Source organism: Paenarthrobacter sp. UW852 (assembly GCF_024608385.1).
In the GTDB taxonomy this organism is placed as follows: domain Bacteria; phylum Actinomycetota; class Actinomycetes; order Actinomycetales; family Micrococcaceae; genus Arthrobacter.
Genome location: NZ_JAMSGY010000005.1, coordinates 142,494 through 166,661 on the forward strand (window position 1 = coordinate 142,494; position 24,168 = coordinate 166,661).

Annotated in this window: 25 protein-coding genes and 1 tRNA gene; 10 read left to right on the forward strand and 16 right to left on the reverse strand. The window is 62.6% G+C overall.

Annotation, left to right across the window (positions count from 1 at the left end; genetic code table 11):
* Positions 1-45: 45 nt before the first annotated feature.
* On the reverse strand, positions 46-351 hold the full coding sequence (gene rpsF, locus NEK97_RS10720) for a 30S ribosomal protein S6 (protein WP_011776755.1): 306 nt from the start codon (positions 349-351) through the stop codon (positions 46-48).
* Between the two features lie 230 nt (positions 352-581).
* Between rpsF and NEK97_RS10725 the strand changes: the two genes are divergently transcribed.
* Positions 582-920 carry a YnfA family protein gene (locus NEK97_RS10725; RefSeq protein WP_235518182.1) on the forward strand — a complete coding sequence of 113 codons (339 nt, stop codon included), beginning with the start codon at positions 582-584 and terminating at the stop codon, positions 918-920.
* A 96-nt stretch (positions 921-1,016) separates the two neighbouring features.
* Here NEK97_RS10725 and NEK97_RS10730 read toward each other — a convergent pair.
* Positions 1,017-1,099: transfer RNA gene (locus NEK97_RS10730), tRNA-Leu, on the reverse strand.
* A 157-nt stretch (positions 1,100-1,256) separates the two neighbouring features.
* Here NEK97_RS10730 and NEK97_RS10735 point away from each other — a divergent pair.
* Complete coding sequence (locus NEK97_RS10735) at positions 1,257-1,916, forward strand: DUF1345 domain-containing protein (protein WP_257369927.1); 660 nt, start codon at positions 1,257-1,259, stop codon at positions 1,914-1,916.
* A gap of 84 nt (positions 1,917-2,000) precedes the next feature.
* Here the strand turns inward: NEK97_RS10735 and NEK97_RS10740 are convergent, their stop codons facing one another.
* Complete coding sequence (locus tag NEK97_RS10740) at positions 2,001-3,416, reverse strand: amino acid permease (RefSeq protein WP_257369929.1); 1,416 nt, start codon at positions 3,414-3,416, stop codon at positions 2,001-2,003.
* Positions 3,417-3,640: 224 nt separating this feature from the next.
* Positions 3,641-4,948: a M18 family aminopeptidase gene (locus tag NEK97_RS10745; protein ID WP_257369930.1), complete on the reverse strand. Its 1,308-nt coding sequence runs from the start codon at positions 4,946-4,948 to the stop codon at positions 3,641-3,643.
* A 176-nt stretch (positions 4,949-5,124) separates the two neighbouring features.
* On the opposite strand from NEK97_RS10745, the gene NEK97_RS10750 reads away from it, so the two are divergent.
* The 3 genes from NEK97_RS10750 to NEK97_RS10760 are packed head-to-tail and all read left to right on the forward strand — an operon-like array spanning position 5,125 to position 7,116.
* The gene (locus tag NEK97_RS10750) at positions 5,125-5,574 is read left to right on the forward strand and encodes a hypothetical protein (RefSeq protein ID WP_257369932.1); all 450 of its coding nucleotides are present in this window, start codon (positions 5,125-5,127) and stop codon (positions 5,572-5,574) included.
* Positions 5,571-6,311 (forward strand): cyclase family protein, encoded by a 741-nt coding sequence (locus tag NEK97_RS10755; protein WP_257369934.1) that lies wholly within the window; start codon positions 5,571-5,573, stop codon positions 6,309-6,311. The genes NEK97_RS10750 and NEK97_RS10755 overlap by 4 nt, the downstream gene beginning before the upstream one ends.
* A 25-nt stretch (positions 6,312-6,336) precedes the next feature.
* Positions 6,337-7,116 (forward strand): IclR family transcriptional regulator, encoded by a 780-nt coding sequence (locus tag NEK97_RS10760; RefSeq protein ID WP_257369935.1) that lies wholly within the window; start codon positions 6,337-6,339, stop codon positions 7,114-7,116.
* Here the strand turns inward: NEK97_RS10760 and NEK97_RS10765 are convergent.
* From NEK97_RS10765 to NEK97_RS10780, 4 genes are all read right to left on the reverse strand, one after another.
* A complete protein-coding gene (locus NEK97_RS10765; RefSeq protein WP_257369937.1) occupies positions 7,113-7,883 on the reverse strand; it encodes an IclR family transcriptional regulator C-terminal domain-containing protein in 771 nt (256 codons plus the stop codon). The genes NEK97_RS10760 and NEK97_RS10765 overlap by 4 nt on opposite strands.
* A gap of 35 nt (positions 7,884-7,918) precedes the next feature.
* Complete coding sequence (locus NEK97_RS10770) at positions 7,919-8,710, reverse strand: alanine racemase C-terminal domain-containing protein (RefSeq protein WP_257369938.1); 792 nt, start codon at positions 8,708-8,710, stop codon at positions 7,919-7,921.
* A complete protein-coding gene (locus NEK97_RS10775) occupies positions 8,707-9,060 on the reverse strand; it encodes an alanine racemase (RefSeq protein WP_257369939.1) in 354 nt (117 codons plus the stop codon). The genes NEK97_RS10770 and NEK97_RS10775 overlap by 4 nt, the downstream gene beginning before the upstream one ends.
* An 80-nt stretch (positions 9,061-9,140) precedes the next feature.
* Positions 9,141-10,583 (reverse strand): amino acid permease, encoded by a 1,443-nt coding sequence (locus NEK97_RS10780; protein WP_257369940.1) that lies wholly within the window; start codon positions 10,581-10,583, stop codon positions 9,141-9,143.
* Positions 10,584-10,870: 287 nt separating this feature from the next.
* Between NEK97_RS10780 and NEK97_RS10785 the strand changes: the two genes are divergently transcribed.
* Genes NEK97_RS10785 through NEK97_RS10795 form a run of 3 tightly spaced genes read left to right on the forward strand, consistent with a single transcriptional unit; the run spans position 10,871 to position 14,725 of the window.
* Positions 10,871-11,917, forward strand: coding sequence for a homoserine dehydrogenase (locus NEK97_RS10785; RefSeq protein ID WP_257369941.1), 1,047 nt, complete (start codon positions 10,871-10,873; stop codon positions 11,915-11,917).
* Complete coding sequence (locus tag NEK97_RS10790) at positions 11,910-13,340, forward strand: aldehyde dehydrogenase family protein (protein WP_257369942.1); 1,431 nt, start codon at positions 11,910-11,912, stop codon at positions 13,338-13,340. Before NEK97_RS10785 ends, NEK97_RS10790 begins: the two co-directional genes overlap by 8 nt.
* Positions 13,337-14,725, forward strand: a complete 1,389-nt coding sequence (locus tag NEK97_RS10795) for an aspartate ammonia-lyase (RefSeq protein WP_257369943.1) — start codon at positions 13,337-13,339, stop codon at positions 14,723-14,725. The genes NEK97_RS10790 and NEK97_RS10795 overlap by 4 nt, the downstream gene beginning before the upstream one ends.
* 1 nt (position 14,726) lies before the next feature.
* On the opposite strand, the gene NEK97_RS10800 is transcribed toward NEK97_RS10795, so the two are convergent.
* Positions 14,727-15,176 (reverse strand): Lrp/AsnC family transcriptional regulator, encoded by a 450-nt coding sequence (locus NEK97_RS10800; protein ID WP_257369944.1) that lies wholly within the window; start codon positions 15,174-15,176, stop codon positions 14,727-14,729.
* A 123-nt stretch (positions 15,177-15,299) separates the two neighbouring features.
* Here NEK97_RS10800 and NEK97_RS10805 point away from each other — a divergent pair, with 123 nt between their 5' ends.
* The gene (locus NEK97_RS10805; protein WP_306672974.1) at positions 15,300-15,959 is read left to right on the forward strand and encodes an HAD hydrolase-like protein; all 660 of its coding nucleotides are present in this window, start codon (positions 15,300-15,302) and stop codon (positions 15,957-15,959) included.
* Here the strand turns inward: NEK97_RS10805 and NEK97_RS10810 are convergent.
* The 5 genes from NEK97_RS10810 to NEK97_RS10830 all read right to left on the reverse strand — a co-directional run bounded on the left by NEK97_RS10810 (position 15,953) and on the right by NEK97_RS10830 (position 21,393).
* Positions 15,953-16,645 carry a response regulator transcription factor gene (locus NEK97_RS10810; RefSeq protein ID WP_235518157.1) on the reverse strand — a complete coding sequence of 231 codons (693 nt, stop codon included), beginning with the start codon at positions 16,643-16,645 and terminating at the stop codon, positions 15,953-15,955. The two genes, NEK97_RS10805 and NEK97_RS10810, sit on opposite strands and share 7 nt — an antisense overlap.
* Positions 16,642-17,931 carry a sensor histidine kinase gene (locus NEK97_RS10815; protein WP_257369946.1) on the reverse strand — a complete coding sequence of 430 codons (1,290 nt, stop codon included), beginning with the start codon at positions 17,929-17,931 and terminating at the stop codon, positions 16,642-16,644. Before NEK97_RS10815 ends, NEK97_RS10810 begins: the two co-directional genes overlap by 4 nt.
* A 9-nt stretch (positions 17,932-17,940) precedes the next feature.
* Positions 17,941-18,792, reverse strand: a complete 852-nt coding sequence (locus NEK97_RS10820; protein ID WP_257369947.1) for an ABC transporter permease — start codon at positions 18,790-18,792, stop codon at positions 17,941-17,943.
* Between the two features lie 2 nt (positions 18,793-18,794).
* A complete protein-coding gene (locus NEK97_RS10825) occupies positions 18,795-19,739 on the reverse strand; it encodes an ABC transporter ATP-binding protein (RefSeq protein WP_235518154.1) in 945 nt (314 codons plus the stop codon).
* Between the two features lie 151 nt (positions 19,740-19,890).
* Entirely contained in the window at positions 19,891-21,393 is a 1,503-nt protein-coding gene (locus NEK97_RS10830; protein ID WP_257369948.1) for a bifunctional phosphatase PAP2/diacylglycerol kinase family protein, read from the reverse strand.
* Between the two features lie 60 nt (positions 21,394-21,453).
* Between NEK97_RS10830 and NEK97_RS10835 the strand changes: the two genes are divergently transcribed.
* Positions 21,454-22,158, forward strand: a complete 705-nt coding sequence (locus NEK97_RS10835; RefSeq protein ID WP_257369949.1) for a phosphatase PAP2 family protein — start codon at positions 21,454-21,456, stop codon at positions 22,156-22,158.
* Here the strand turns inward: NEK97_RS10835 and NEK97_RS10840 are convergent.
* Entirely contained in the window at positions 22,103-23,290 is a 1,188-nt protein-coding gene (locus NEK97_RS10840) for an MFS transporter (RefSeq protein WP_257369950.1), read from the reverse strand. The genes NEK97_RS10835 and NEK97_RS10840 overlap by 56 nt on opposite strands.
* Positions 23,287-24,054 carry a DeoR/GlpR family DNA-binding transcription regulator gene (locus NEK97_RS10845; protein ID WP_257369951.1) on the reverse strand — a complete coding sequence of 256 codons (768 nt, stop codon included), beginning with the start codon at positions 24,052-24,054 and terminating at the stop codon, positions 23,287-23,289. The genes NEK97_RS10840 and NEK97_RS10845 overlap by 4 nt, the downstream gene beginning before the upstream one ends.
* Positions 24,055-24,168 lie beyond the last annotated feature (114 nt).

Here is a 24,168-nt window from a genome sequence, read left to right on the forward strand (position 1 = left end):
GCCTCCTTGTTCGTTCCTGCGGGGTAAAGATCTGAAAGGGGCTGATTACTCAGCAACAACCTTCTGGTCTTCAGGGCGGATGATCTTGGTGCGCATGATCGTCTCGTTGAGAGACAGCTGGCGATCAAGTTCCTTGGCGGTAGCCGGAGCAGCGGTGAAGTTCACCACGGCGTAGATACCTTCGGACTTCTTCTTGATGTCGTACGCCAGACGGCGACGGCCCCAGATGTCTACCTTTTCGATGGTTCCACCATCGGTGGTGATGACATTGAGGAACTTCTGAAGCGACGACTCTACGGTACGTTCTTCGACCTCGGGGTCGATGATTACCATCAATTCGTAAGGACGCATATGTGAACCCACCTCCTTTGGGCTAAGCGGTTACGGTATTTCCGTAACAGGAGGTTCATTTGCGATGCCGTGCCAGCTTCCCACCGAAAATTCCGCGGGAGGGCGTAACACAGACTTCAATATCTTAGTGCATCTCCTGCACTCAAAGCTATTCGGCCGGATCCTCGGCGGAAACCGGGAAGCTGTCCTATGTGGATAACACCGGTGGCCATGCAGTGAATACTGGATCCATGACCGTCCTGAAGCCGATTGTTCTGTTCGTTTTGGCCGCTGTCGCAGAGATCGGCGGAGCCTGGCTGATCTGGCAGGCCGTTCGTGAAGGACGCGCGTGGTGGTGGGCCGGGCTGGGGATCATCGCGCTGGGAATCTACGGATTCTTCGCAGCCTTCCAGCCGGACGCCCACTTCGGTCGGGTCCTTGCCGCGTACGGCGGCGTCTTCATCATCGGCTCGTTGGCATGGGGCATGCTGGTTGACGGCTTCCGCCCCGACCGCTGGGACGTCATCGGAGCCGCAGTCTGCCTTGTGGGGGTGGGCGTGATCATGTTCGCACCCCGCTCCGGCGCCTAGGCGCATCGAGGCGCGCGGCGCATAGAGGCGCGCGCCCACGCGCATGCCGCGGCATGGAACGACAAAACCCCCGGTCCGAAGACCGGGGGTTCATTGTGCGCGGAGGGGGACTTGAACCCCCACCCCCTTTCGAGGACTAGCACCTCAAGCTAGCGCGTCTGCCATTCCGCCACCCGCGCAAGGTGATCAGGAGGAAAACAGTGTTTCGTTTTTCTCCTCGACAGCGACAAAGACACTAACACGAGGAACGCCAATACGTGGATTCCTGCTCGTTTGATGGCATCCGGTCGGGCGTGGTTCGCGCGGGGGTCCGCAGCGGCTAACTATGGTGGGCAAATGAGCAACGTCAGAGTCAGACGCAGCAGGTTGCGCTTCCTCGTCATGATCATCGCTGGAGCGGCAGCTGTTATTGCCACGGGTATCGCTGGGAATTGGGTGGACGCCCCTGCAGTCGGATGGGCCACGGCCGCGTTCATCTACGTCGCATGGGTGTGGCTGGTGATCGGCCGCATGGATCCCGATGACACCCGCCGGCACGCCACCAGTGAAGACCCGTCCCGCGGCGTCACCGACCTGCTGATCCTGGTGGCGAACCTTGCCAGCATCGCGGCTGCTGCGGCCGTAATCGTCAATTCACACGCTGAGTCCGACAGCAGCAGACTGGGCTCCGGTGCACTTGCCTTGGCCTGCGTCGCCTTCTCCTGGATGCTCGTCCAGACTCTTTTCACCCTGCGCTATGCCGAGCTCTACTACAGCCCCAAACCTGATGCCGGAGGTGCGGTGGGTGGCATCGGCTTTAACCAGGACAGGCCACCCCAGTACACGGATTTTGCCTACCTCGCCACCAGCTTGGGCATGACCTACCAGGTGTCCGACACCAACCTGGGCAACCACCGGATCCGCGTCGAGGCGTTGAAACACAGCTTGTTGTCGTACCTGTTCGGCACTGTCATCCTGGCCGCAACCATCAACCTGGTTATCGGGCTGGCCCAGTAGACGGCCACCCAGGCCTACGTTAACCACAAAATGGGGCAGCCGCCGTCGGATGCTGACGGTGGCTGCCCCACTGCGGAAAGACTGTTACGACGCCGGCCCGGAACCGATGTCTGCGCGCTCGGCTTCGGTGGTGGTCGCCTCGAGGCCGGCGGCCCCACGCTTGCGGTACCGCCACACGCCGATGGCAACGACTACCGCGGCCAGCCCCAGCGAGAGGAACAGCGACTCACGCGTGGATTCGATGATGACCATGCCGATGACGAGGGCCACGATGGCACCAATGGCAATCCAGGTGAGGTAGGGGAAGAACCACATTTTGAGTTCCAGGTCCTTCGCGGCAGCGCCCATGCGGCGCCGAAGGATCAGCTGCGACACCGAAATGACCAGCCATACGAACAGGGCGATGGCACCGGAGGTGTTCACCAGGAAAAGGAACACGGTGTCAGGAGCGATGTAGTTCAGGCCCACGGTGATGAATCCGACCACGGTGGATGCCAGCACTGCTGCGGCCGGAACACCCCGCTTGGAGATCTTCATCCAGGACTTGGGGGCATCGCCCCGCTGTGAGAGTGAGAACAGCATGCGGCTTGCCGTGTAAAGGCCGGAGTTCAAGCAGGAGAGAACGGACGTGAGGACAACGATGTCCATGATGGTGCCGGCGCCCGGAATTCCGTACAGCTCTATGACTGCAACGTAGGGGCTCTTGGCAACGGAGGCGTCATTCCAGGGCAGGAGGGTGACCACTATGGCGATGGAACCGATGTAGAAGATCAGGATGCGCCATACGGTGGACTTCACGGCCTTTTTGACGGCGTCCACGGGGTTCTCGGATTCACCAGCGGCGATCGTGGCGATTTCCGCGCCGAAGAACGAGAAGACCACCACGAGGATGCCCGCCAATACGGCGCCGGGGCCGTTGGGCATGAATCCACCCTGGTCCAGGAGGTTGCTCACGCCCGGTGCGGACACGCCCGGCATCAGCCCAAGGATCGCGGCGATGCCCGCCAGCAGGAAGATGACAATGGCTGCGACCTTGATGGAAGCGAACCAGAATTCGAACTCACCGTAGGACTTCACCGAACCGAGGTTGGTCAGTGTCAGCAGGACCATGAGGACCAACGCCCAGACCCATTGATCGACGCCGGGAACCCAGCGGTGCATGATGGCGGCACCCGCCGTCGCTTCGATACCGAGAACAATGATCCAGAACCACGCATAGAGCCAGCCAATACTGAAGCCCGCCCAGCGGCCAAGGGCCTTGTCGGCGTATGTGGAAAACGAGCCTGTTTCCGGGTTCGCCGCAGCCATTTCACCGAGCATGCGCATGACGAGGATGACCACCAGGCCTGCGGCCAGGTACGCCACGAGGATGCCCGGGCCGGCCTGTTGGATGGCAGCGCCGGAGCCGACGAACAAACCGGCTCCGATGACGCCGGCGATGGCGATCATGGAGAGGTGTCGGGGCTTCAGGGACTTCGATAGTTGTTGGTCAGCGTGCATGGATCGGCGCCGTCCTTCAGGTCTTGGAGGTTGGCCACTGTGGTGTGCCACGGGCCACATGACTCAATCACGTTAACCTGCTACACCGACTACTTTCCTGTGCAACCGAACATTTTGTGCTTCCCGAAAACAGAGAGACGCACAAAATGTAAACCTTTAGGCAACCAAAGTTTCCTGCAGGAAACATCCGCAACACCCTTGAAATGAGTGCTTGAGGCTTTAGCTTAGAGGGTGGCCCCAAAGAACAATTGCGAAACTGCCGCGAGGCTCTTGGGATCTTCCACGCCGCAGAGCTCCCGCGCCGAGTGCATGGAGAGCAGCGGAATGCCCACGTCCACAGTCCTGATGCCGAGTCGGGTGGCGGTCAGCGGACCGATGGTGGAACCGCAGGGCAGATCGTTGTTTGACACGTATTCCTGGTACGGCACGTTGGATTCCTTGCACAGACGGGCCCACAGGGCGGCGCCGGTGGCATCCGTGGCGTAACGCTGGTTGGCGTTGATCTTCAACAAAGGACCGCCGTTGAGTACCGGCTTGTTGGCGGGATCGTGCTTTTCCGCGTAGTTCGGGTGGACGGCGTGGCCCGCATCCGCGGAAACGCAGAACGACGCCGCCAGCGCCTGTCGCCGCTGGCTCACCGAAGCGCCAAGAGCGTCGGAGATGCGCACCAGGATGTCCTCCAGCAACGGCCCGCAGGCACCTGAGCGGGAGTTGGACCCGATCTCTTCATGGTCAAAGGCTGCAAGGACGGCAATCGGGCCGTCACTCGGGGTGGCTGCAGCATGCCCCATCAAGGCCACTAGGCCAGCGTGTGTGGAGGAAAGGTTGTCCATCCGCCCTGACGCAAAGAACTCATTCCTGGCCCCAAAGACCGCAGGGGCTTGCGTGTCTGCCACCACGACGTCGTATCCGCCGATGTCCGCGGCATCAACAGTGGCGCCCTCGACGCGTTCGGCCAGCAGTGCCAGGAGATCCTCGCCCGCAGGGTCTCCTTGCCCAAAGACGGGATTCATGTGTTGCTGCTTGGACAGGTGCAGGCCGTTGTCGTTGACCCCACGGTCCAGGTGAATGGCCAATTGCGGGAAGCGCAGAAGGGGTCCCGTGGCGGTCAGGTGCTGCGTGCCATCGTGCAGGACCAAACGGCCCGCGAGCTGCAATTCCCGGTCCAGCCAGGAGTTCAGGAGCGGCCCGCCATAAACCTCGACGCCGGCCTGGAGCCATCCGTATTTTCCCGTAGTGGGCTTGGGCTTGAGCTTGAAGGAAGGCGAGTCGGTGTGTGCACCGAGGATGTTGAATCCGGTGGTGGGGCCTGCGTTTTCGGGGGTCACCCACGCGATGAGTGCACCATCCCGGATCACATAGAACCTGCCAGCGCCCCCCTCCCACGGTTGCAGTTCGTCCAGGGAAGTAAAGCCGGCATCGTCCAGCCGCCGCGCGGCCTCGTGCACGGCGTGGAAGCTCGAGGGAGACGCCGAAACGTAAGCGCCAAGGTCCTTGATGTGGTCAACTGCGGCTGAGGCATTCGAAGGCATGCCCCCGAGTCTAGCCCCGCTTGGGACGACGGCTTGGGCGGCTGTGCGGGGGATGCGACCCCTCCTTGAGCCCCGAATCGAAGTGTGTGCAATATAAGCAAATTCATATGCTTGTAATGAACGTTACCTTGTGCCACTATGGCTCTCAGAAGGCACACCCACGGAAGGCTCCTCCCATGAAGATCCAATTGAAACCGGTGCGAAAGCTCCGCATCCACTGGCCCATCCCGGTCGAAACCATGACCCAGCTGGCCAGAGGCAACCTCGCCGCCTTGGAAGCGGACAGCGGTATCTCATCCCTCCTGCAGGAGCTTACGGAGTGCCCCGAGCTGGGCGGGTTCGGAAACTACCACCACGTCTTCGAGTCCTCCGCGGGTTACGAGGGCTTCACCGTTGCGGAAGGGGCAAACCCCACGCTGGGCAGCGTGGGCCAACGGACCATCTCGCCGACCTTCGTCTTCACCTCCTACTTTGATGATTGCCTGGATGAAGACGCTGTCCACCGCCTGGTCCAACGGATTGTGGACATCCACCCCTGGGAGGTCCCGGTGATCGAAGTGTCCGGTCCCCTGAACGTCTCCAGCAGCGTCCTGACCCCCGTAGGCGAAAGCCAGGTGGCGTCATGACCACAGGACTCTGGCAGGAACTCGCGCCGCTGCTCCGCGACCGAACGTTCACGGACCTCACCCACGCGTTCCATCCCGGCCAGCCCCGGTTTGCTGCTTTCCCGGATGAATCCCGCGAGGCCCTCTTCGATATGGAGAAGGGCGACGGCTTCACGGCCCACCGCTACTCAATAGTGGGCCAATGGGGTACCCACGTGGATCCGCCATCGCATTTTGTGCGTGGTGGCCGGACGCTGGACCAGATACCCGTGGACCAGATGGTGCTTCCGCTGGTTGTCCTGGACATCAGCCACCGCGTGCGCAGGGACCCTGATGCGACGCCCACACTGGGCGACATTAAGGATTGGGAATCACGATACGGCACCATTCCCGCTGGTTCGTTCGTCGCCCTCCGCACAGGATGGAGCCAACGGTGGCCCGACCCTGAGGCCATGGCCAACAAGGACGAATCCGGAACGAGCCATACTCCCGGGTGGTCGCAAGAGGTCCTCCAGTGCCTGATCGAAGAGCGGGGAGTGGCTGCGGTTGGACACGAACAGACCGACACGGACCCTGGCATGGCCACGTCCCGGCAGGACTTCAGCCTGGAAACCTACGTCCTTGCACAGGACAAATGGCAGATCGAACTCCTGGCGCATCTTGACGGCCTGCCGGAATCCGGTGGCGTCCTGGTGGCTAGCTGGGCCAAACCTCTGGGCGGGAGCGGCTTCCCGGCAAGGGTCTTCGCCATTCACTAGGGCTGCGGGTCGCTAGAATCGTTCCATGTCAAAGACCTCCAGCATGGGCCGCGGGATGATGGCAATCCTCGCGGTGGGGGCGCGCCACGCGCAAGGGCACGACGGCGGTACGGTTGCCGACGTCGCGGCCCACCTGGAGAAGGACCGCAGCCAGGTTTCCCGAAGCCTCAAGGGGGCTTTGCAGGAGGGCTTCCTTGCCCGCACCGACAACAGGGAATACCGCTTGGACTGGTCAGTCCTGGCCGACGCCCAACTGGTCACCGAGCAACGGCTGAAGACCGACGGACTCACCGCGCTGGAAGGATTGGCCGCCGAAACCAACGAAGCCTGCTTCCTGGGCGTGCTGAGCGGAAACAGTACGGTCACCATCGGCGAGCAGGTACCTGCCAGCGCCAACCTGGTGGGTTCCTGGCTGGGCCGGCCCTATCCGGCCTACTGCAGTGACGCCGGCCAGGCGCTCCTTTGGGATGCGCCGGATGAGGAAGTCCGGACGCTTTTCAAGACCGTGGAATTCGTCAAGCACGGACCCAACACGCCCTCATCCGTGGACGACTTCCTGGACCGGCTCAACCAAGCCCGGGCACGCGGGTACTCGATCGTTGATGAAGAGGCCGAACCCGGACTCTATTCACTGGCCGCGCCAGTCCGCGATTTCAAGAATGAGATCGTTGCCGCGCTCCAGATCGTTGGCCCCAGGACGAGGGTTGAGCCGCAACGTGAAAGCCACGCCATGGCACTCCGCTCATGGTGCGAGTGGCTGGAAGCAATGGTGGGTGGCCGGGCCACGTCTCCACACCGGCCCTAGGTCAGTACCGTGCCGTGGGCACCAAGTCCTTGGGATGTTTCATGGAGCACCCCGGCGATCTCCGGCGCCGCCTTCTCGATACTGGAACGGTTGCCCAGGACGCTGAGGGCGGCGACGATGTTCCCGCCGTCGGCCCGGACCGGTACGGCCAATTCCCACACGTCATGTTCGAATTCCTCGCCGGCGACAACAAATCCGCGGGACTTGTCACGGTCCATAAGGTCACGGACTTCCGGCGCGGAATGTGCCGCCGCGGGACCGCCCACACCGATGAAATTCACGTCGCGGAGAAGGGATTCCAGCTCATTGGGCGCGTGATCCCACAGCAAGGCCCTGCCCGCTCCCGTGCACCAGACGGGCGTCACCATACCCGGCTTTGCGTAGCCGCCCGGGAATGAGTTGTTCGTGGATGCACGCAAGAGGAGGACCCTGACGCCGTCGCGGACGGAGAGCCGCGATCGCAAGCCAAAGGCGGACACCAGCTCCTCCAGCTTTGCCCGTGACTTCTGCACCCAGCCACTGTTGAGCGAAGCTGCCAGGCCCAGGAAGCCCGAACCTGTGCGGAAGGGGCCCCTGTCCACCCGTTCCAACAAGCCCAGATCACACAACTCCTGGGCCAAGCGGGAGACCCTGCTTTGCTCCATGTCCAATTCGGCGGCCAGTTGGGAGACACCCAAAAGCTGACGGCCCTGCTTTTCGCGGTCCGTGATCAGGCGCACGAGGCGAAGGCCTTGGGCCAAAGAGGACGCTTCGGGTGACGTATCCACAAATCCACTCCTTCCACCACGCGCTCACGCCATTCTCACATGGGCGTGTCTGCCACAAGGATTCGGGAGTCCTTCGCCCACACCGTGTACAGGTCCGCGAGTATCCCGCGATTTGCCGACTCCAGTTCCCCTGCGGAAATTTCCACGCCATCCTGGCTGCCGAACAGCACCACCTCGTCACCTGGCCGCGCCTCCGGCACTGCGGAGACGTCGATCACCATGGAATTCATGGAGATCGCATCAACAACCGGCACCCGCTGGCCCCGCACCACAACGGATCCGCCCACGCCAAGTGCACGCCGGTATCCGTCGCCGTACCCCGCCGTGACGGTGGCCAGCTTTGAATCCGTTTGCAGGGTATGAGTGTGGCCGTAGCCCACCCTGCTTCCCGCCGGATAATGGTTTACGGATCCGATCCGCGCCTTGAAGGCCAGGCAGCGCCGGAACCCCGGGTGGCTTGGGTCCGAATCGCCGTATAGAACGGCTCCTGTCCGCACCATGTCCAGCCAGGTTGCCGGCGCATTCAGCGTGGCAAACGAATTTGCTGCATGGAGCAGAACCTGGCTGCGGGGCACCTTTGCCAATCGCAAAACGGACATGGCCTCGGCCTTGAAGCGCGAAAGCCCTTGCTCAATGTGTTCAACATCGTCCAAGGGGAAATGCGTCATGATCCCAGCGAGCTCCAGCTGCGGATGGCCAACTACTGCCACGGCACTTGCCCGGCCCAGCGGCGACGATACGTCCAGGCTGTGCCTGCTCATGCCGGAGGAGTTGATGTCCAGGTGGATCCTGATCTTCCGTCCGGTCTCGGCGGCAATCCGGCTCATTTCCCAAGCACTCTGAGGATCCGCCACAAGTCTTCCACATCATGGGCCATGGCCGCGGCTATTTCCTGGGGCGCAGCAGCGCGGACCCGCAACAACCTCCCTGTGTAGCCATTGGCGCGAGCCGCCTCTGCTTCGGAATTCGAGCCCACACCGATGTACGGCACGTCAAGGCGCACCAGGAAAGGAATCAGGAGGCCGGCCCCGTGGCCGTACGCATCGGACTTGAGCACGGCGCAGAGCATGGCCCGGTCCTGCAGGATTCCCGGCACTGTCCGGACATTGGACTCGAAGGCGTTGCCGTTGATTTCGAGCCAGCTGGCAAGGTTTTCGATCCTTGGCTGGTGGTTCACGACCTGCATCGTCAATTCCCCCGAATCAGCACCTTGCGGCCGGGCCAAGGACCCGGCCGCAAGGCTCAGTGGATGTGGATTCACGACGCCGGACTGGACTTCGCCGGGCGGCGGTACCGGAAGTGGAAGTAGGCGTAGCAAGCCCCGACAAAAGGAACACCAAAGTACAAGGCGGCGACCTGCTGTGGGTCAAACGCAATACCCACCAGCGAAAACAAGCAGAGCGCGAAGGCCAGGATCGGGACCAATGGGAAGAGGGGCGCTTTGTAAGCAAGGTCCTTCACGCTTCCGCCGTTGCGCACAAAGGCCCGGCGGTGGAAGAAGTGGGACGCAGTGATGGACATCCACACACCGACGACCGCGAAACCGGCCACGGAGACCAAGGCGAGGTACACGGTTTCCGGTGCAACCACGCTGCTGATCAGCGATGCAAGGCCGCCAACCATGCTGACCGAGAGAGCTACAAGCGGTATGCCCCGGCGGGTGAGCCTTTTCAAAGCCTTCGGCGCATGTCCCTCGTCTGCCAAGGAGTAGAGCATCCGGGCACAGGAGAATAATCCGCTGTTCCCGGCCGACAGCAACGCCGTGATGATGACGAAGTTCATGATGTCAGCGGCGTAGGGAATTCCAACGGACGAGAACACTGTCACGAAGGGGCTCTCGTCCAGTCCCACCTGGTCAAACGGGACGGTTGCGGCAATGACCGCGATGGCACCAACAAAGAAGATCAGCAGCCGGATGACTGTGCTGCGCATGGCCTTGGGAATGTTCCGCGCGGGATCAGTTGTCTCCCCGGCCGCCACGCCAATGAGTTCAGATCCGGAGAAGGCGTAGAAGACCGCCAGGGCTGTCACCAGGACTCCGGTAAAGCCGTTGGGGAACAATCCCCCGGAGGTGTTGAAGTTCTCAAGCAGGAAGGGATGGTTGCCGGAATCGGAGAGGGGATGGAATCCAAAAAGGGCTGCGCCACCCAACACGATCAGGGCAATGATCGCGCCCACTTTGATGATGGCGAACCAGAACTCGGATTCCCCGAAGAACTTGGAAGATACGGCATTGAATCCGAACAGCATGGCTGCGAAGACGAGGCACCACACCCACACCTCGACGTCCGGAAACCAGCGCTGCATGAGGAGCCCTGATGCCGTGAATTCGGAGCCGATGGCCACTGCCCAGCAGAGCCAGTAGAGCCAAGCCGTGGCAAATCCGGTGGCTGGGCCGATGGATCGGGATGCGTAAATGTGGAAGGCACCTGAGACGGGGTAGGCGATGGCCAACTCGCCAAGGCATGCCATCACGAGGTAGACCACGAATGCACCCACCAAGTACGCGATGACAGCCCCGAGGGGACCGGCCTGGGAGATCGTGTAGCCGGAGCTCAGGAACAAACCGGATCCAATGACACCTCCCATCGCGATCATGATGAGGTGTCGTGGCCCCATCGATCGGCGCAGTCCGGTTTCGGCCGGAGCGTCGACCGCCTCAGGTTGATGGTCAAGTTGCACGGGTGCTGAAGATTCCATGTGGTGTCTCCGGGATATGAGTCGGATGCGAACGGTACGCCCTGAAGTCCGGGGTCGGGGTGCCGGGATGGCGTTTGTAGTGATGAAGGTAACACAGAATCCCGCTGAGTGGTCATTAAAAACATTTGTTAATGCGTATAGCGCACATAGATCCCGGCAGAGCCCGCAGTCAGATCGGCAGTCAAATGGTCAGATTGCCCATTCTTTAGGGCGATTCAGCATGGCTGGACGGACATCAGGGGCCCGCAGGATGGAAGCATCACCCCTCCACCTACCTGAGGAGCACCATGAAAACCTACGACCTCGCGCTGATCGGCTTTGGCGGCGTCAACCGGACCCTCGCCGAAATCATCGCCACCCGCGGAGATGCCCTCCGCTCGGAGCTGGGATTCGGCCTCAGGGTTGTGGCCATCACCGATCTCAGGCTCGGCTCCCTGGTCCAGGCCGAAGGCATCGACATTGAGATGGCACTCAACCTTGGCGCCAACGAAACGTTTGCAGACCACGGCGGCTCCCGGGACACCAACAACGAAGCCGTGATCCGTTCCTGCACGGCAGATATCGTCTGCGAAGCCACCTTCACAAATCCCGACGACGGCGAACCCGCCGTTTCGCACGTCCGCTGGGCCCTGGAATCAGGCAAAAGCGTCTGCACAACCAACAAGGGACCCGTCGCACTCCGAGGCCCTGAACTTACTGCGCTGGCCGCCAGCAATGGGGTCCACTTCGAATTCGAAGGCGCAGTCATGAGTGGCACCCCCGTCATCCGCCTCGCCAAGAAGATGTTTGCCGGCTTGAAGGTAGACGGCTTCGAAGGAATCCTGAACGGAACCAGCAACTACGTGCTCGGTCGCATGGAATCAGGCCTGGACCTGGACGCCGCTATTCGGGAAGCCCAGGACCTGGGGTACGCAGAAGCCAACCCTGCGGCAGACATCGAGGGCTACGACGTCCGGCTCAAAGTGCTCATCCTGGCCAACCAACTGCTCGGGGCAGACATCACCTTGCAGGACGTCTCCTGCGAGGGCATCTCCTCCCTTAGCCGCGATGACATTGAACATGCTGCCAGCCAAGGACTCCGCTGGAAGCTCATCGGCTCCGCGAAGAGGTCCGCGAACGGGGCAGTGACAGCCGGCGTGAAGGCCGTTGCTGTGCCCTTGGCCCATGAACTTGCCGGAATCTCCGGCGCCACCAACGCGGTTTCGTTCAACACCGATCTTTTGGGCCCTGTGATGGTTTCCGGGCCCGGGGCCGGACGCGTCGAAACTGCCTACGCCTTGCTCTCTGACATCATCGCCATGCACCACACCTCGGAGGTTCTCTCCCATGCCTAAGTCCGCACCCAGCACCGTTGAGGCATCAGCCCTGCCGATGTTCCAGAATGTCACCAGCCCCTACGACCAGCGCGTTGTTGGCGCCGTTCCGCTGACCGATGCCACCGCCGTCGACAGTGTCCTGGACGCTGCCCGTGCGGGTGCCAAAGTGGCAGCGGAACTGTCCCGGGACGCGCGCGGAAAAATACTCGACCGGGCCGCCAACCTGGTGGAAGACCGTCGGGAGCTCTTTGCCGAAACCATCGTCGCTGAGGCCGGCAAGACCATAAGGCAGGCCCGCAAGGAGGTTCTCCGTGCAATCAACACACTGCGGCTGTCGGCGGCAGAAACGCGCCGCAATGCCGGTGAAGTCGTTCCTTTCGACGCCTACGAAGGATCGGAGGACCGACTCGGCTGGTTCTCCCGCGAGCCGTTGGGCATCATCCTTGCAATCACGCCCTTCAACGACCCCCTCAACCTTGTAGCCCACAAGATCGGGCCCGCCATCGCAGGCGGAAATTCCGTTATTCTCAAGCCCTCGGCCCTTACGCCCCTTTCGGCACAGCTGCTCACCGAGGCACTCCTGGAGGCCGGACTCCCGCAGGAAGTCCTCACAGTTGTTCATGGGGACCGAGACATTGCCCAGAAAATCATCGCTGCACGGGACGTGCGCATGGTGTCATTTACCGGCGGCTTCTCCACCGGAGAGGCCATCGCCTCGACAGCCGGACTCAAGAAGCTCTCCATGGACCTGGGCGGCAACGCTCCGGTCATCATCATGGCGGACGCAGACCTCCAGGAAGCGGTGGCGTCCTGCGTTTCCGGTGCGTTCTGGGCCGCCGGACAGAACTGCGTCGGTGTTCAGAGGATCCTGGTGGACAAGCTTGTCTACGCCGAATTCCGGGAGCTCTTCATCGCCGCGACCAAGGAACTGGTGGTTGGCGACCCGTCCGACGAACTGACGGACGTGGGACCCATGATCACCCCACGGTCCCTGCAGGATGTCCAGGTGAAAGTCCACGAGGCACTGGAGCGCGGCGCAGTTGTCCTGGCAGGCAACGTGGCTACGGGGAACATCCTCCACCCCACGGTTCTTGAGGAGGTGCCGGAAGACAGCCGGTTGTGGTCTGAGGAAGTATTCGGCCCTCTGGTGATGCTCCGCCCTGTGGACAGCCTCGAGGAGGCGATCGGGATCGCCAACTCCATCGACTTCAGTCTCCATGCAGGAATCTTCACTGCATCCCTTGGGGACGCGATGAAGGCAGCCAAGGAGATCCAGGCCGGTGGTGTCATGATCAACGACTCGTCGGACTACCGCTTCGACGGCATGCCCTTTGGCGGGTTCAAGTACGGAAGCCTGGGCCGTGAAGGCGTTCACTTCGCCTACGAGGAAATGACCCAGCCCAAGGTCATCTGCATCAAGAACAGCACGGCCCGGCTATGACGAATCGCCTCGAATCAGATTCCCTTGGGTCCATGCGCATACCCGCCGACGCCCTGTGGGGAGTGCACACTGCCCGGGCCCTGGACAATTTCCCCATCAGCGGGACCCCTGTCTCACGGTATCCCGGGCTGGTAGTAGCCCTGGCGCAGGTAAAACGGGCAGCGGCACGCGCCAACTCCAGCCTCGGGGTGCTGGAACCCGCCGTGGCCGACGCGATCGGCCTTGCTTGCCAGGACATCGAAGAAGGGCAACACCACCAGCACTTCTGCGTGGACATGATTCAGGGCGGCGCGGGGACCAGCACCAACATGAACGCCAACGAAGTGATCGCAAACCTGGCGCTGGAAACCATGGGGCATCCCCGTGGCAGCTACCAGCATCTGCACCCCATCGACCACGTGAACAAATGCCAGTCAACCAACGATGTCTACCCCACGGCCATCAAGCTCGCACTGATCACCGCCGTCCAGGAGCTCGACCACGAACTCGGCCACTTGACGGAGTCCATGCGGGAGAAGGGAGCAGCATTCGCCCACGTGGCCAAAATAGGGCGCACCCAACTGCAGGACGCCGTCCCCATGACGTTGGGTCAAGAGTTTGGGGCCTTCGCCGCCACGATTGAAGAAGACAGATGCAGGTTGCGGGAGTCCGCGGCGCTCATGCTCGAATGCAGTCTGGGAGCCACCGCGATCGGCACAGGGATTACTGCCGAGCCCGGTTACCGGGAGCGGGCCATTGAAGCCCTCGCCGAAATTACCGGACTGCCCCTGGTACCGGCGGCCGACCTGCTCGAGGCGACATCCGACGTCGGGGTTTTCATGCATGTGTCCGGGATGCTGAAGCGCTCCGCCATCAAGATCTCCAAAATCAGCAGCGACCTGAGGTTGCTGTCCAGCGGACCGCAAAATGGCTTCGGGGAGATCCAACTGCCACCCCGCCAGGCTGGATCATCGATCATGCCCGGCAAGGTAAATCCGGTTATTCCTGAGACCCTGAACCAGATCGCCTTTGCTGTCGCGGGCGCGGACACTACGGTCACCATGGCCGCGGACAACGGCCAATTGCAACTAAATGCCTTTGAACCCGTCATGGCTCACGCGTTGCTGCAGGGCTTTTCCTGGCTCACCAACGGCGCGCGGATCCTCAGGACCCACTGCATTCAGGGCATCACGGCAAACGAGGACCTGCTTGGCGGGCGAGCCGCGGGATCGGCGGGTCTGGCCACCGCGCTGATACCCGCCCTGGGCTACGCCGCCGCGGCGGAGGTGGCCAACAGGGCGCTGACGGGACGCGTAACGGTGATCGACGCCGTCACGTCGATGGGACTCATGGAACGGGACGCCGCCGCACTGATTCTGGAGGGAGCTTCAACGCGTGCACGCTGAGTTACTGCGACACCCGCCGGATCACATTCGATAACGTCATGGCCGTGACGGTGTCCGTGACACCGGGGAGGGAAGAAATCTGTTCCCAAATTTCCTGCACCCTGCCGTGGGATCGGGCTTCGACGCGAACCATCAAATCAAAGTCACCGCTGAGGACATCACAGAGAACGACTTCGGGGATCGCCCTGAGCTCACTCAGGACATCGGCCCCCCGCATGCGGTCCTTGCGGTAAACCATCAGGAAGGCGGACACAAGATCCTGGGTCTCGGCTCCGGCGACGATGGTATAGCCCTGGATGTAACCCTGCCGCTCCATGCGCTCGATCCGCTGACGGACAGCGTTCCTGGAAAGCAGGACCTTCCCTGCCAGCTCCGCGTGCGGTACGCGGGCGTTCCTGGTGAGTTCTGAAAGGATCTTCTGATCGATGCCGTCGAGGCCCGCTCGCTCCATGAATCCCTTCCAAAAAATAACCCGCCAGGAGCCCCGAGGCTCCTGTCTTTTGACCGAAAGGCCACGAAGAAGATGATACGTCCCGAGCACCACAAACCACTCCCGGAACGCTACTCATGCGTCTTGTTCGACATGGATGGAACACTGGTGGACTCGGCCAGGGGCGTCACGGCAAGTGCGGCGGAAGCGCTGACGTCCGTAGGAGCAACCGTCCCGGGTCCGGACCAGTTGCGCCGGTTCGTTGGCCCACCAATGATCGACTCTTTCCGGACCGTTGTGGGGCTGGACGAGGACCGGGCGAACGCAGCGCTGCAACACTATCGGGTCGCCTACGCCAAGGCCGGAGCGCTCCAGGCCCGGCTCTATGAAGGCGTTGAGGGACTCCTTCAGCAGTTGCACTCACTGGGCATGCCGATGGCCGTGGCTACGTCAAAAGTGGAAGATCAAGCCATCCGGCTCACCCGGCATTTCGGTGTGGACCATTACTTTACGGATGTCTGCGGCGCCTCGGATGCCTTGGGGCGGTCTCGGAAGGACGCTGTGATCGCGGAGTCGCTGCGGAGGCTCCGCTCACGCGGCGTCGACACCTCGCGGCCCGTCATGGTGGGCGACCGCATATACGACGTCGAGGGAGCGGCCACACTCGGGATGCCAACCGTTTTTGCGCTCTGGGGCTACGGCGAGCCACACGAATCCGCGAACGCCATTGCTGCAGCGTCGTCTCCCAGCGGGCTCTTACCGTTGCTCCAAGGAACCATGCAGCATTCGACGACGGGTCAGTAGTCCGGGTTGCTCGGCACCACCAGGCCCGTTTCGTAGGCATAGACCACCACCTGCACCCGATCCCGCAGTTGCAGCTTGCTCAGGATCCGCCGGACGTGGGTTTTGACCGTGGCCTCGGAGAGGAAGAACTTGTGGGCGATCTCCGCGTTGGACAGGCCCTCGGCGATGGTAGTGAGGATCTCGGTTTCGCGCGGGGTGAGCTCGTCCAGGAGCGGGTCACGGTGCGGGCTGGCTGAATGGCCGGGCAGGGCTCCTCCACGGACGTACGTCTCCAGGAGTCTCTGGGTCACCCGCGGGGCCACCACGGCATCGCCGCTGGCTACGAGGCGCACAGCGTGAACCAACTCAGCCGGGGCCACGTCCTTGAGCAGGAATGCCGATGCCCCGGCCTGCAGGCCGCTGAAGGCGTATTCGTCGAGATCGAAAGTGGTGAGGATGATGACCCGTGCATCCGACCCCGAACTGGAGATGCGACGCGTCGCCTCAATCCCGTCCATGGCGGGCATGCGGACATCCATCAGCACAACGTCGGGCTGAAGCGCCTCAACCTGCCGGACGGCCTCCAGGCCATCCGAAGCCTCGCCCACTACCGTGAAGTCGGCTTCGCCTTCCAGGATGAGCCGGAAGCCCATCCGCAGCAGCGGCTGATCGTCCACCAGCAGCACTTTGATGATGTCACCTGTCATGATTCCCCCTTGTCGCCGTTCCAGCGGAGCTCGGCGTGGACCGCCCAGCCACCCCTTTTTCCTGGACCGGCAGTAACGATTCCAGCATAGATTCCGGCGCGTTCATTCATTCCGGCGATTCCTTGCCCAGTGCCCAGGCTGCCCGCGGATTCGCTGCCGCCGTCGCGGGTTCCGCGGCCGTCGTCGTTGACGTCGATGGTGACCAAATCGCCGTCGCGCGCCACCTGCACGTCGACCCGGCTGAGCGAGCGGCCGTATCGCAGGACGTTGGTGAGCGACTCCTGCACGATCCTGTAGACGGTGATCTGGAACGCCGGATCGGATGGCAATCCCGGACCCGTGTGCGCGTAATGCAGCGGGAGCCCGGCGGTCCGGAATCCCTCCAGGAGGTTGGCCAGGTTATGACCCGACTCCAGTGGCGAGAGGGGCGCCGGCCGTCCCGAATCGTCACGCAGTACACCCAACACGCGACGCATGTCAGCCAGGGCCGCCCGACCGGTCCGCGACAGTTCGTTCAGGACTTCGCCCGCCCGTTCCGGGTCTTTCTTGACCACTACGGCTGCGCCGTCGGACAGGCTGATCATCACCGTCAGGGAGTGGGCCACGACGTCGTGCATCTCGCGCGCTATCCGGTTTCGTTCAGTAACTTTGCCCAACTGGGTGGTCCTTGCAGCCCAGGCGGCAATCTCTCCCTCGTGTTCCCTGCGTTGGCGCACTGAAATGCCGATCCCGGTAGCCAGGAGGTTGGAGAGCATGATGGTTATTGCCGTGGCAATGTTGTTGATCAGGTGGAAGTTCTCGGGCACTTCCTGCAGCGTGTTCATCTGGCTCGGACTTGTCCACATGAACAGGTAGAGCAGGCTGAGCGGCAGGCTGGCAACGGCAAAAACCACCAGCGCAACCGCCCGGCGCTTGAGCGATGCCAGCGCATAAAGGGCAAACCATAGCCCCACCGAGACGTTCGAACCCCACGGATTCACGATGGCTGCCGCAACTTCCAGAAGTGCGACGGCGGCTACCACCGGCACGGGGTATCGGCGCCTGAAGACCAAGGCCACGGCGATCATCAGCAACAGCGCCACCACGAACCATTTGGAGTCGATGACCGAGGTGATGATGGTGGGGAGGGCAAGCAACACGTAGCAGAGCACCACCACGGCATCCATCGCCAGTGGGTGCTTGTAGAAGTACCGGCGGAGCCTGCCCCTGCGGCGCTGGGCGATTTCAGCGAAGGACGCGTCAGCCAGGGTGGCCGACGCGTCCTTCGCCTGCAGAGCTTCAGTCATGGATCGAGCCTAGACGTCCCGCTTCTTCAGCAGGATCATCGCCAAGGCCACCGGCACCACTACCCAAGCGCCCAGGACCAGTCCGGCCTGCCACGCCTCAAGCGTGTCCGGGACGTGCTCGACGGCGGTCAGCGGGCTGATGGTGTTGCCGGGAAGGTACTTGCTGGCCTCTTTGAAGAAATCGCCGGGGATCAGCTGGAAGGCGATGGGCGCCACGAAGAACAGTCCCACCAGGCTCATGATGCCGCCGGCGGAGTTCCGGACCAGGGTGCCAAGGGCCATGCCGATGGCTGCCACGGCCGCCACGTAGATGCTGTTGACCAGCAGGAGCTTGACCGATTGCGAGCTGCCGAGGTCAAGTTTGAGATCGTAGTTGTTCAGGATGGGCAGCGCCACAAGTCCGGCAACGTAGGTCGCCACTGCGGTGAGGACGAAAGCGCTCACCATCACCACAATGAGCTTTGCCAGGAACGGCGACATCCGCCGGGGTACGGCAGCGAACGTGGAGCGGGCCATGCCCGTGGTGAACTCGGAGCTCATGAGCAGCACACCCAGGGAACCGAGAATCAACTGGGCAAACACGATGCCGGATGTAGGTACCGTGACAGCCAGGTCCCCACCCTGCGCGGCGATCGCTGCAGCGGCCTGGGGATCCTCCGCCGCCTGCCGGGTGATTTGGCCGGTTCCCCACGCGCCGAGGGCGGAGAAGCCCACCATCACCACGGCGGTGGAAGCCAGCAGGATCAGCGTGGACATCAAGGTGCGGAACTTGATGAATTCGGAGTTCAGGACGCGGTGGAAGGCCGGTCCCGGACCCACGGAGTTGCGGATGGACTTACGGTCCAAAGTGGTGGTGCTCATGTCTATTTCCCTCCGGCCTGAGCGGGAACCGAGGCCCCGGTGGTGATGTGCGAGTGGTATTCGACCTCGTCCTTGGTCAGTTCCATGTAAGCCTCTTCCAGGCTCGCCTGGAGCGGGGTCAGCTCATAGACCATGACCTGGTTGTCCAGGGCCGCCCGGGCGATCCCACGGGGATCCAGACCGGAAACTTCCAGGAGCTCGCGTTCGTGGACTTCCACGGAGACTCCGGTTCCGGCGAGCAGCTGCATGAGCCGTTCCGGCTGGTCGGTGCGGACACGTGTCCGTACCTGGCCCTTGCCCGAGATAATGTCCGCGATGGGGGCGTCGGCAATGATTTTGCCGCGGCCGATGACGATCAGGTGGTCTGCCGTGAGCGCCATTTCACTCATGAGGTGGCTGGACAGGAAGACTGTGCGGCCTTCCGAGGCCAGGTACTTGACCAGATTGCGGACCCAGACCACACCTTCAGGATCGAGGCCATTCACCGGCTCATCCAGGATGATGGTCTGCGGATCGCCCAGCAGCGCGGCGGCGATCCCGAGGCGCTGACCCATTCCGAGCGAGAAGCCTTTGACCTTCTTCTTGGCAACGTCACCCAAACCGGTCATTTCGATGACTTCGCGCACCCGGCTTTTCGGAATGCTGTGCGTCGCGGCCATCGCAAGCAGGTGGTTGTAGGCGGTGCGGCTGGTGTGGACTGCCTTGGCGTCCAGGAGGGCACCGATCTCGCGCAATGGTGCCTTGTGCTGTACGAACGGCTCACCGTTCACCGTCACGGAACCCGACGTCGGAGCATCCAGTCCCATGATCATGCGCATGGTGGTGGACTTGCCGGCACCGTTCGGGCCCAGGAAGCCCGTCACACGTCCGGCCTGGACAGTGAAACTGACACCGCCGACGGCGGTCTTCTCGCCGTAGACCTTGGTCAGGCCTTTTGCTTCGATCATGGAAGCGTTCCCTCCTCGGAGCACAACACTTGTGTGCAGATGAGTTTTGAATGTACTCACCACGCTACTCACGAAGGGAGCGCAAATCGCCTGTCTCAGGGATGATTCAGGGTCCAGTCAGGGTAGTCCTCCCGGATGACTCCTGACAGCGCTACTCTGCAGGCAGCGGTGAGTACACCCGGAGTTCCCGCTGCTTGACGCTGAACGTGGCGCTGCGAACGCCAGGTTTGGGTTCGCCGTCGACCGCCAGGACCAGCGGCTGTCCAATTGCTTCCACGGTGACCTCGGTGGCTTCGGTGAGGTGGGTGACCTTTGAGGCGGAGACTGTGCCGGTCACGACCGCCCACAGCAGCCGCGCCCGGGCGAAGGGCTCGTCCGCTGTGATCATCCGCAGGTCGAATACCCCGTCATCCAGAACCGGCCTGCGAAGTGGTGCATGGTCCCTGGGGTAGAACCTTCCCCGGCCCATGTAGAGAATCCAGAGTTTGTGTTTCACGCCATCCACAGTGAGGGTGGTTGGCGAGTTCACGCCGAACGTGCGCAGTGACGCCACCACACCGGCCAAGGGCTTTCCCATGGCCGGTTCGAGCCGCTCCCTGCGGCGCACAAGGTTGGGATAGACGCCTACGCTGGCGGTGTTCAGCATGGCCACCTCGGAGGTCTCCGGCGTGTCGGGCAAGCCGCGCTGGACCACCACGTGCCCAAGGTCGACGGCTGCTGCCTGCCCTTTGGTCACGGCTTCAAGGGCGTCATCGATCGAGCTGGTTCCGAGGTCCCTGGCGAAATGGTTCAGGGTTCCGCCCGGGAGTACCAGGAGTGGGAGTGAATGCTCGACGGCGACAGCGGCCGCAGTGCCCACCGTTCCGTCTCCGCCCCACACACCCAGCGCTACGGTGCCGGGCCGGGCGGCCGCGGCTTCCATCTCGGCAGCTATGTCCTCACCTTCGGAAATTTCCTGTATATAAGCTTTGGGGAATATTTCCCTTAGGAGTTCTCCCGTTTCAGGGGTGTACGAACCGCCCATGACGTTGACCCCGATGCTGAGCCCTTCGCCGTCGCTGATTGCGGGGGCCTCAACCGGCGTGCGGTGGGGGGTCGGTTCGGCAGGCCGCGCCGGCCACCATTTGCGGGTTGCCCATGCGGCGCCTGCCCCCAAGGCGGAACCCAGGACCACATCGGAGGGCCAGTGGGCACCTGTGTGAACGCGGGAGTACGCCACCCCTGCTGCGATCGGGGCCAAGCCAAGTCCAATGGCAGGAGACACAATGCCGGCACCGACAGCGAAGGCTACCGCGGACGCGGAGTGGCCGGACGGCATCGATGAACTGGTCGGCTGCGGGTTCACAAAACGGAAGAGCGGCAGGTGCTCAGGAAGCGGGCGCCTCCGGGGGAGTAGCCGCTTGAAGATCACGTTGGTGACGCCGGAAGCAACGCCCAAGGCAAGCACGCCATGAAGGGCTGCCCTGCGTGGTTTACCGGGAAACGCGGCCATGACTCCCGCAATACCAAACCACAGCTTGCCCTTGGTCGCCGCCGCTGAGAGCCGCCGGAAGAAGACGTCGTGATCGCCTTGGGGTTGCCGGGACACAGCCCCCACCAGGAAGCGGTCCAACAGTGCCACCTTTTTGGGGCCTTTGCCCACGAAGCCTCGCATCCCAACACACTAACGCCCGATCCACCCGAAAGGGGAACGGCGCGATGACTACCATTAGGCATGATTCGTGTCCTTCACCCAAGCGAGCGGCCGGGCTGGCAACCGGCCCTCACTGGCGCCCTTCTCTTCAGCGCCTTCACCGTCCTTGGGATCATGCTCATGGTTGGGCACGCTGAGCCCATTTTTAAACCCGTGGACGTCTGGTGGCAGGCCTTCGTCTCGACGCTTCACTCGCCGTTTTGGGACGGACTCAACGCCTTCCTCAACAGCATCGGGTATGTAGGCATGTTGGTGCTCAACGCGCTGCTGGCCGCAGCACTCCTGGTATGGCGCCGGCCGCTGACGGCCACTTTCGCCCTGACCTCAGGAGTGGCTGCGCTGGCACTCACCCAACTGGCCAAGGTCCTGGTGGGCAGGCAGCGGCCGGAGGGCGCCAGAGTCCTGACAGATACGGGTTCATACCCTTCCGGGCATGTATCGGCAACCACCGCGTTCCTGGTGGTTGTGGTGATCCTGCTCGGACGCTGGTGGGTGACCCTGCTGGCAATGATTGGGGTGATCGCCATGATGATCAGCCGGACCTACCTCTCCGCCCACTGGCTCAGTGATGTGCTTGGTGCAGCCTGCTTGGCCTCTGGGGTGGTGCTCCTTTTGTGGTGGCGGTTCGGCCGTTCATGCATTGCCGAGAATGCAGGATCGGACGGGAAAGCTATTTGGTCCGCAGGGGCTTTGCGACGCCAGCCAGGAGCAGGGCAAGCAGAATAGGTGCTCCGATGGCCAGGAGGGCCAGATGGATTCCCGTATGGTCGCCGAGGTAACCAAGGAGCGGTGGTCCGGCGAGGAATGCGACGTACCCGATGGTGGACACCACGGAAACACGGGCGGCGGCATGCTTGGGGTCGTCAGCTGCCGCGGACATTCCCATGGGGAAGGCCAGTGCCGCACCGACACCCCACAACGCCGCCCCGACGCCTGCGAGGAACACGTTGTCCGCGAAAACAAACAACGCCAGGCCTGCTGCGGCTGCAGCCATGCTTGCACGAAGGACAGCAACCCGGCCGAATTTGTCGATCGCTTTCCCGCCCAGGAACCGCATCAGTGTCATTGCCGCCACGAAGAGGGCAAAGAGGAGTGCTCCGGTTGATTCGGTAGCTCCCAGACCGTCCACGGTTGCCTTGGCGATCCAGTCGTTGCCGGCGCCTTCGGTCAGCGTCGCACCCAGGACCACGATGCCTATGAGCAGCGTCCTGCCATCCCGCCAAGCCGAGGGTCCCTTCTCAAGGCGAGCGCCGTCGTCGTGCGTTTCCGCGACCTCGTGCGGCAGGAAGAACCTGGGGACCGTCAGCGCGAGGGCGACGGCGATGGCCGCGATAACCAGCAGGTGTTCCGGAAGCCCGACACCAAGCTTCGAGAGACCGGCGCCGATCAACGCCCCCACGAACGCGCCCCCGCTGAACGCCGCATGGAACTGGGGCATGATGGTGCGCTTGAGCCTGTGCTCGACATCTGCGCCTTCAATGTTCTGGGCGACGTCCCACAGGCCGATTCCGATGCCGAAGAAGAACAGCGCAATGGCGGTTGCCGGGACTGAGGCGGCCATCAGCGAGAAAGCAATGGCTGCTCCCGCGGCGCCAGCCACGATGCCGGCCACCCGGACCGTGTTCGCTGTCCCGATCCTGCCAACCACCCAGCCCGCGGAGGGCAGCGCAAGCAAAGATCCGACGGCGGTGCAGAGCAGCAAGGTGCCCATTTGACCCGATGTGAGGCTGAGGGCTTCGGTAACGGCCGGAATGCGGGCGGCCCAACTGGCAAAGACCAGGCCGTTCATGCCGAAGATGAGGAACGTCGCCACCGCGGCGGCGTTGACGCTTTTGGAGCTTTTGATGCTGGTGGTCATGCAATCACAACTTCCACGGAGAGTTTGTTGAGCCGGGCAAGATCTTCGGGGGATGGTGCAAGGTCTGTGACGATGACGTCCACGGTGTCCATGGCGGCAACCAGGGCCACGGCGCTGGCATTCCATTTGCTGCCGGCTGATGCCACGATCACACGCGCCGCCGACTCCAGGCCGGCACGCTTCACGGCCGCATCGTCAAGGTCGTGGGCCAGGAGCCCGTCCTTGAGGTTGAGGGCACACGGGGTTACGACGGCGGTGTCGAACCTCAGCGAGCGGATGTTGGCTTCCGTCATGGGTCCACGGAAGGATTGCTCACCCGGGACGAGGCTGCCGCCGGGGAGGATGAGCCCGGGTGAGCGCCCACCCTTGACGCTGGTCAGGGCATCAACGCCGTGAAGGGACATGGGCATGACAGTAAGCTCGCGCGTGCTGAGGCTGCGTGCGATCTCCGTGGCTGTCGAGCCGCTGTCCAGCCACACGTGCTCCCTGTCCTTCAGGAGTGCGTCCACTGCTGCAGCGATGCGGATTTTGGCGTCGTGGTCTTCCAGTTCGCGTTGCCCGTAACTGGGGTTGTCTCCGCGCGCCAGCAAGCTGCGGGCTCCGCCGTGGACGCGCTTTAGGACACCGTTGGCTGCGAGGATCTCCAGGTCGCGGCGGATCGTGGCGCCCGACGCCCCTGTGGCCTCCACGAGCTCATCGACTGTGGCTTCTTCGCGTGTGCGGAGCAGTTCGCCAATGAGGCGGTGGCGGTCGGCAGTTCCCATTCATCAACCGTAGCAAGGTGTGCGCATTTAATCACCCCGAGTGATCATTTGAGCAGAAACGCTCCATCACATCCCCTCCCTTAAAACAAAACGCTCTCTCACATCCCACCCGTT

Coding starts and splice junctions, on each gene's coding strand:
- rpsF (WP_011776755.1), bottom strand. CDS start 351: ATGCGTCCTTACGAATTGATGGTAATCATCGACCCCGAGGTCGAAGAA.
- NEK97_RS10725 (WP_235518182.1), top strand. CDS start 582: ATGACCGTCCTGAAGCCGATTGTTCTGTTCGTTTTGGCCGCTGTCGCA.
- NEK97_RS10735 (WP_257369927.1), top strand. CDS start 1,257: ATGAGCAACGTCAGAGTCAGACGCAGCAGGTTGCGCTTCCTCGTCATG.
- NEK97_RS10740 (WP_257369929.1), bottom strand. CDS start 3,416: ATGCACGCTGACCAACAACTATCGAAGTCCCTGAAGCCCCGACACCTC.
- NEK97_RS10745 (WP_257369930.1), bottom strand. CDS start 4,948: ATGCCTTCGAATGCCTCAGCCGCAGTTGACCACATCAAGGACCTTGGC.
- NEK97_RS10750 (WP_257369932.1), top strand. CDS start 5,125: ATGAAGATCCAATTGAAACCGGTGCGAAAGCTCCGCATCCACTGGCCC.
- NEK97_RS10755 (WP_257369934.1), top strand. CDS start 5,571: ATGACCACAGGACTCTGGCAGGAACTCGCGCCGCTGCTCCGCGACCGA.
- NEK97_RS10760 (WP_257369935.1), top strand. CDS start 6,337: ATGTCAAAGACCTCCAGCATGGGCCGCGGGATGATGGCAATCCTCGCG.
- NEK97_RS10770 (WP_257369938.1), bottom strand. CDS start 8,710: ATGAGCCGGATTGCCGCCGAGACCGGACGGAAGATCAGGATCCACCTG.
- NEK97_RS10780 (WP_257369940.1), bottom strand. CDS start 10,583: ATGGAATCTTCAGCACCCGTGCAACTTGACCATCAACCTGAGGCGGTC.
- NEK97_RS10785 (WP_257369941.1), top strand. CDS start 10,871: ATGAAAACCTACGACCTCGCGCTGATCGGCTTTGGCGGCGTCAACCGG.
- NEK97_RS10790 (WP_257369942.1), top strand. CDS start 11,910: ATGCCTAAGTCCGCACCCAGCACCGTTGAGGCATCAGCCCTGCCGATG.
- NEK97_RS10795 (WP_257369943.1), top strand. CDS start 13,337: ATGACGAATCGCCTCGAATCAGATTCCCTTGGGTCCATGCGCATACCC.
- NEK97_RS10800 (WP_257369944.1), bottom strand. CDS start 15,176: ATGGAGCGAGCGGGCCTCGACGGCATCGATCAGAAGATCCTTTCAGAA.
- NEK97_RS10810 (WP_235518157.1), bottom strand. CDS start 16,645: ATGACAGGTGACATCATCAAAGTGCTGCTGGTGGACGATCAGCCGCTG.
- NEK97_RS10815 (WP_257369946.1), bottom strand. CDS start 17,931: ATGACTGAAGCTCTGCAGGCGAAGGACGCGTCGGCCACCCTGGCTGAC.
- NEK97_RS10820 (WP_257369947.1), bottom strand. CDS start 18,792: ATGAGCACCACCACTTTGGACCGTAAGTCCATCCGCAACTCCGTGGGT.
- NEK97_RS10825 (WP_235518154.1), bottom strand. CDS start 19,739: ATGATCGAAGCAAAAGGCCTGACCAAGGTCTACGGCGAGAAGACCGCC.
- NEK97_RS10830 (WP_257369948.1), bottom strand. CDS start 21,393: ATGCGAGGCTTCGTGGGCAAAGGCCCCAAAAAGGTGGCACTGTTGGAC.
- NEK97_RS10835 (WP_257369949.1), top strand. CDS start 21,454: ATGATTCGTGTCCTTCACCCAAGCGAGCGGCCGGGCTGGCAACCGGCC.
- NEK97_RS10840 (WP_257369950.1), bottom strand. CDS start 23,290: ATGACCACCAGCATCAAAAGCTCCAAAAGCGTCAACGCCGCCGCGGTG.
- NEK97_RS10845 (WP_257369951.1), bottom strand. CDS start 24,054: ATGGGAACTGCCGACCGCCACCGCCTCATTGGCGAACTGCTCCGCACA.